Source organism: Streptomyces sp. NPDC057474, from assembly GCF_042802555.1.
In the GTDB taxonomy this organism is placed as follows: Bacteria; Actinomycetota; Actinomycetes; order Streptomycetales; family Streptomycetaceae; genus Streptomyces.
Map to the genome: position 1 here is coordinate 1 of NZ_JBHVDX010000375.1, position 5,714 is coordinate 5,714.

Annotated in this window: 4 protein-coding genes and 2 pseudogenes; 1 reads left to right on the top strand and 5 read right to left on the bottom strand. The window is 71.7% G+C overall.

Translation table 11 applies throughout. The features are described from left to right. Positions 1-98 precede the first annotated feature (98 nt). From ACFU53_RS46055 to ACFU53_RS46070, 4 genes and pseudogenes are all read right to left on the bottom strand, one after another. Positions 99-1,121: an LLM class F420-dependent oxidoreductase gene (locus ACFU53_RS46055; protein WP_384006153.1), complete on the bottom strand. Its 1,023-nt coding sequence runs from the start codon at positions 1,119-1,121 to the stop codon at positions 99-101. 133 nt (positions 1,122-1,254) lie between these two features. Next, entirely contained in the window at positions 1,255-2,121 is an 867-nt protein-coding gene (locus ACFU53_RS46060) for a hypothetical protein (RefSeq protein WP_384006155.1), read from the bottom strand. Between the two features lie 170 nt (positions 2,122-2,291). After that, positions 2,292-2,444: pseudogene (locus tag ACFU53_RS46065) on the bottom strand (N-acetylmuramoyl-L-alanine amidase); the annotation flags it as partial. 69 nt (positions 2,445-2,513) lie between these two features. Then, positions 2,514-3,530: an N-acetylmuramoyl-L-alanine amidase gene (locus ACFU53_RS46070; protein ID WP_384006157.1), complete on the bottom strand. Its 1,017-nt coding sequence runs from the start codon at positions 3,528-3,530 to the stop codon at positions 2,514-2,516. Positions 3,531-3,866: 336 nt separating this feature from the next. On the opposite strand from ACFU53_RS46070, the pseudogene ACFU53_RS46075 reads away from it, so the two are divergent. Further along, positions 3,867-4,518 (top strand): annotated as a pseudogene (locus tag ACFU53_RS46075) (restriction endonuclease); the annotation flags it as partial. 320 nt (positions 4,519-4,838) lie between these two features. Here ACFU53_RS46075 and ACFU53_RS46080 read toward each other — a convergent pair. Continuing rightward, entirely contained in the window at positions 4,839-5,516 is a 678-nt protein-coding gene (locus ACFU53_RS46080) for a class I SAM-dependent methyltransferase (RefSeq protein WP_384006159.1), read from the bottom strand. Positions 5,517-5,714: the final 198 nt, after the last annotated feature.

Sequence of the window (5,714 nt, forward strand, 5' to 3'; positions counted from 1 at the left end):
TACGCCCAGTACGAGGCCTTTCGTCCGGCACGCCGAGAGCACGCACCGGACGCCGCAGAGCCGCCCTTCGGGCGACGAAGGGACTTCCGAAACACGCCCTAGGAGTTGAGCTCCGCCAGCACGCGCAGCGTGTGGGGGTCCGGGGCGAGCACCAGCAGGTCCGTCACCGGCCCCTTCCGCCACAACTCCAGCCGCTCCGCGATCCGTTCGCGCGGCCCGACCAGCGAGATCTCGTCGGCGAAGGCGTCCGGCACGGCGAGTACGGCCTCCTCGCGCCGCCCGTCGAGGAAGAGCCGCTGGATGTGCCGGGCCTCCTCCTCGTACCCCATGCGGGCCATGAGATCGGCGTGGAAGTTGCGCTTGGCGTGCCCCATCCCGCCGATGTAGAAGCCGAGCATGGCCTTCACGGGCAACAGCCCTTCGGCGACGTCGTCGCAGACCTTCGCCCGGGCCATGGGCGCGATGAGGAAGTCGTCGGGCACCTCGGTCAGCGACGCCTCGTAGACATCGGTCCGCGTCGGCGACCAGTACAACGGCAGCCAGCCGTCCGCGATCCGGGTCGTCTGCGCGATGTTCTTCGGTCCCTCGGCGCCGAGGAGGATCGGGAGATCGGCGCGGAGGGGGTGAGTGATGGGCTTCAGCGCCTTGCCCATGCCGGTGCCGGTGCCGGTGCCGTCCGGGCCGTCGTACGGGAGGGGGTGGAAGCGCCCGGCCAGCTCAACGGGAGCCTCCCGCCTGAGGACTTGGCGTACGACGTCGACGTACTCCCTGGTCGCGGTCAGCGGGGACCTCGGGAACGGGCGCCCGTACCAGCCCTCGACGACCTGCGGCCCGGAGAGCCCGAGCCCGAGAAGGACGCGTCCGCCGGAGAGGTGGTCCAGGGTCAGGGCGTGCATCGCGGTGGTGGTGGGGGACCGGGCGGCCATCTGGGCAACCGCCGTACCCAGCTTGATCCTTGACGTCTGCGCCGCGATCCAGGTGAGCGGGGTGAAGGCGTCCGAGCCCCAGGACTCGGCGGTCCACACCGAGTCGTACCCGAGCCGCTCCGCCTCCTGGGCGAGCGGGACGTGGTCCGCCGAGGGTCCGCGCCCCCAGTAGCCGAGTGCCAGACCGAGCCGCATACGCCTGCCTCCTGACGGTGCGTCAGCTATTCGGGCGGGAGGCGACTGTACGACAACGGCCCCCCGCTCGGAAGAGCGAGGGGCCGGTCGTACGGCTCTGTACGGTTGCGTACGGCTCTGTGCGGTGGGGTGATCAGCCGCGCTGGATGCCGTTGGTGTCCTGCAGGACGCCGCGACGGCCGTCCTGTGTCTGGGCCACCAGGTTGGCGCCGCGCTGCTCGACCGCCAGGTACCAGGTGCCCGGCGCCAGTTCGGCGATCGTCGACTGGGAACCGTCCTCGGCGAACAGCGGACGGGCCACCGGCACCGCGAACCAGAACGGCGAGAAGTCACCGGCCGGCGGCTGCGGCGCCGCCGCCTGCTGCTGCTGCGGAGCGCCACCACCACCGAACGGTGCCCCCGGCCCCGGCTGCCCCGGCTGACCGGGCCCCGGCTGCGGCTGACCCGCACCGAAGGGCGACGGTGCCCCGGCACCCGGGTAGCCGTAACCACCGGGCGGCTGCGCGCCGTACGGCTGCGGAGCCACCGCCGGACGCGGGGCGCCGACCAGGGCGGCCTTGAGGGCGGGGACGAGGGGGGTGGCGATGGCGGCGCCGGCCATGACGAGGGTGGCGATGAGGGCGAGGATGAGGCCCATGCCGGCGTCGGTGCTGCTGCCGCTCGAGTCGCCGAAGTTGTCGCCGCCGCCGGCCGGATCGAAGACGTTGCCCAGCGCGCTCCACGCCGCGAAGACCGTGAAGGCGATGCCGAAGTGACCGAGGTCGATACCGGCGATCTTGGGCGCCTGCGGCAGACCCCTGGCGATGACGATGAAGGCGGCGCCGATCAGCCCCGCCAGGACGACGCTGAGCAGCACCGGCCCGCTCTCCCAGAGGATCGGGAGCTCGATGCTGTCGGGGACCCCGTCGATGGAGTAGTTGTCGAGGAACGACGCGATGAACAGCAATACCGCTGCTCCGATCACGACGCCGTCGCCTCTGGTGAGGGAGCGGATATTCACTTCAGGTCCTTCGTCAGTCGTCTCGTCATCGGTGGAGGCGTCGCCGTCACCATGTCGCCGTCAGGCCGTGGTGGGAAGCGCGGGGGTGGCCCCCTCATCGTAGGGACGACCATATCGTCCGACCGACGTGGGTGTCCGCCGGGATCATCTCGATGATCACGACCCGCCCGCTACCCTCGCAGGAAACTCACGATTCCCTCAGAGTTACCCCGCGCCGCTTTCTGCCGCCAGGCACCGCTGGTCAACGGTGCCGCGTCATGGATATCGCGCATCCCGGCGCACACGATGAACTCGGCGGGAACTGTTGACAGATTGAGACCGCCCCGCGTCATACCGTGGTGCTTCGGGTTGGCGGCCCAAGGTCCATGTGTTTCCTCAAAAGGGAGAGTTGTTCAATTTTTGAGGAAGCTCGTGATGCCGTCCGAAATTCCCTGGGCCGCTTTCTGGCGCCAGGTTCCGCTGGTGAGCTGGGCCGCGTCCTTGGTGTCACGCATGTTGCCGCACTCGATGAACACCTTGGGGACGGTGGACAGGTTGAGGCCGCCGAGGTCGGTGCGGGTGACGATGCCGGTGCCGTCGCCGACGTAGTTGGAGGGGGCGCTGCCGGTGGCGCGGACGAAGTGGCCGGCGATGCGCTCGCCGAGGTCGCGGGAGGGGGTGACGATGGGCCGGGTGTCTGCGGCGCCCTCGTTCACCGAACCCGGCAGGATGACGTGGAAGCCGCGGTTGCCGACGCCGGAGCCGTCCGCGTGGATCGACACCACCGCGTCCGCGTTCGCCTCGTTGCCGATCCGTGCGCGCTCGTCGATGCAGGGGCCCCAGTCACGGTCGTCGTCCTGCGTGAACTTCACCGTGGCGCCCTTCTGTTCGAGGAGTGTCCGCAGTCGCCGTGAGACATCCAGCGTGAACTCGGCTTCCGGATAACCGTCGTTGGTGGTCGTCCCCGTTGTGTCGCACTCCTTCGCGTTCGTCCCGATGTTCACCCTGCGGTTGATCTCGGTGGTGTGCTGGAAGTTGCCGGGGTTGTGACCGGGGTCGATCACGACGACCTTGCCCTTGAGGGGGCCGGTGGCGGCGGGCGCGGAGGAGGAACCGGAGGGGCTCGCCTTCTTGCCGTCGTCGCCGTCGCCGTCGCCGTCGCCGTCGCCGCCGTCGCCGTCGTCACCGTTGTCGGCGTCGCCGGAGGCGGTCGGCTCTCCGGTCGCCGGGGGAGTGGTCGCCGACCGGGTCTGCGGGACCGCCGCGCTGTCCGAGCCGCCGTCCCCGCCCCCGGAGTCCCCGACGGCCTGCCAGACCCCCCACCCGGCCACCGCCCCCACCGCGACCGCGGCCACCGCCACGGTCAGCGGACGGCGAAGGTGGGAACGGCGGGGCTGGGGCGGATCGAAGTCCGGACCTACGTACGACACGCCTGCCACCTTACGGGTCGGGCCCCGGGCGGACAGGCCGCCCCCGCTCCGCGTGGCGCCCCGGGAGGCTCCTCCGGCCCGCCCCCTCACCCCGCGGGCCCACCGACCTGCCGTCGCCGCCGTGATCGTCGTCGTGGCGGCCGCCGTCCACCTGCCGTCCGGTACGTGGGCCGGGCGGGCCGGGCGCCGCCCGGCGACGCGTGACCGTCGGACAGGGCTCTGACCAGCGGTAGGCGTGAGCGCCGTCGCGGGATGAAGTCGTGCGGTCACGTCTGATTGTGGGGGCGGGGCTTCGTCGCGCGGTCGGTGGCGCTCCGGTGGGAGGGCCTGTCGCGCATGAGTCGTCGCTCCAACGGGTTGGCCAGGATCCGGGCCGAGGCACAACGTCGGCAAGCAGCGTCAGTCGGAGGAGCGGGCCCGGCAGCAGCGCGAGTACGAGCGGCAACAGCGCGCGTAATAGCGGGAGGTGGCGCGCAGCCAGCGGGAGCAGCAGGCGGTGTACCGGCAGCAGCGTGAGGCGGAGGCGCGGCGGCGTACGGAGGAACTGGACGCGCAAGTCCAGGCCCTGGAAGGGCTGTTGGGTGCGGGCTGCCGGGCCCCGGCGTTCAGGGCCGCGTCCCTCACCCGCCCCGGACGGCTGGAGCCGTTCTCGCCGGGTCCGCTCGCCCGGCCGGTGCCCATGCCGGACCCCGACCACTATCAGGCGCAGGGCGGTTGGACCGCGCAGCGTCGCGCGCAGGCACAGACCGAGGCGCGCGCCCGCTTCGAGCACGACTGGCACGCGGCCCAGGCCGCCGAGGCACAACGACAGCGTCAACTGAACCGGTACCAGCGGCAGTACGAGCAGTGGACGGAAGGACACCGGGCGGAGATCCGGCGGCACAACGCCTGGCTCGGGCAGATGGCGACCGCACTGCGCGACGGCGACCCGGAAGCCGCCGTCGACTACTTCTCCGCCGTCCTCTACGCCTCGCCCGCGAGAACCGACCCCACGGCCGCCGAGGTGCACGAAACGAAACTGACCACCCACACTCACTCCCGCTCACCAGAACGCTCTTGAACACACTCCAGTGCAGCAGCTCCAGACCCCTCCCGAGCCGAACAGGGACGCCTGGACGTCTCCGACGGCTGCACCGGCGAAACGGCCCTGACCTCGGCTCTCCTTCCGCCGCCGCGCAAGCGGCGAGTGGGGCTCAGCCGTCGCCTGCAAGGGGTACCGGGGTGGCCTGGAGGATCTTCGGCCCGGCGGGCATTGGTCCAGGACCACGGCATAGAGGTGGCCTAGCTCGGACGGCGGGTCGGCGCGGGTCAGATGCCTGTGCCGCCCGTCCGCCGCAGCACCCGCAGGGAGTCCGTCGCCGACACCTCCGTGAAGGCGCCGGAGGCGAGGGCGCGGAGGTAGACGCGGTACGGGGCCTGCCCGGTGAACTCGTCCTCGGGGTCGGGGAATACGTCGTGGATGACGAGGAGGCCGTCCGGGGCGACGTGCGGGGCCCAGCCCTCGTAGTCGGCGGTGGCGTGCTCGTCGGTGTGGCCGCCGTCGACGAAGACGAGGCCGAGCGGGGTCCCCCAGAACGCGGCGACCTGCGGGGAGCGGCCGACGACCGCGACGACGTGGTCCTCCAGGCCCGCCTTGTGGAGGGTGCGGCGGAAGGTGGGGAGTGTGTCCATGCGGCCCACCTCGGGGTCGACGGTGGTGTCGTCGTGGTACTCCCAGCCCGGCTGCTGCTCCTCGCTGCCCCGGTGATGGTCGACCGTGATCGCCGTGACCCCCGCCGCACGGGCAGCGTCGGCCAACAGGATCGTCGACCGACCGCAGTACGTCCCCACTTCCAGCAACGGCAGCCCGAGCCGCCCCGCCTCCACCGCCGCCGCGTACAGCGCCAGCCCCTCGCCCACCGGCATGAACCCCTTGGCCGACTCGAACGCGCCGAGAATCTCCGGCTTGGGCTCCGGCGTGGCCGGGGGGTTCGGTGCCGCGGACATGGGTCCTCCGTGTCGTCATACGTACTGGTCGCGCCCCACACGAGCCCTCGGGCCCGTACGTCGTCGGGGGCGCCCCATGCTGCCATGCGGTGATCGGCGGGAGGGTTCGGGGGATTCGGTCGGTTGGCTGGTGCGGGTGAGCGGGGGCTGCTCGCGCAGTTCCCCGCGCCCCTGAAAAGCAGGGGCTGCGCCCCTTGC

Coding starts and splice junctions, on each gene's coding strand:
- ACFU53_RS46080 (WP_384006159.1), bottom strand. CDS start 5,516: ATGTCCGCGGCACCGAACCCCCCGGCCACGCCGGAGCCCAAGCCGGAG.
- ACFU53_RS46055 (WP_384006153.1), bottom strand. CDS start 1,121: ATGCGGCTCGGTCTGGCACTCGGCTACTGGGGGCGCGGACCCTCGGCG.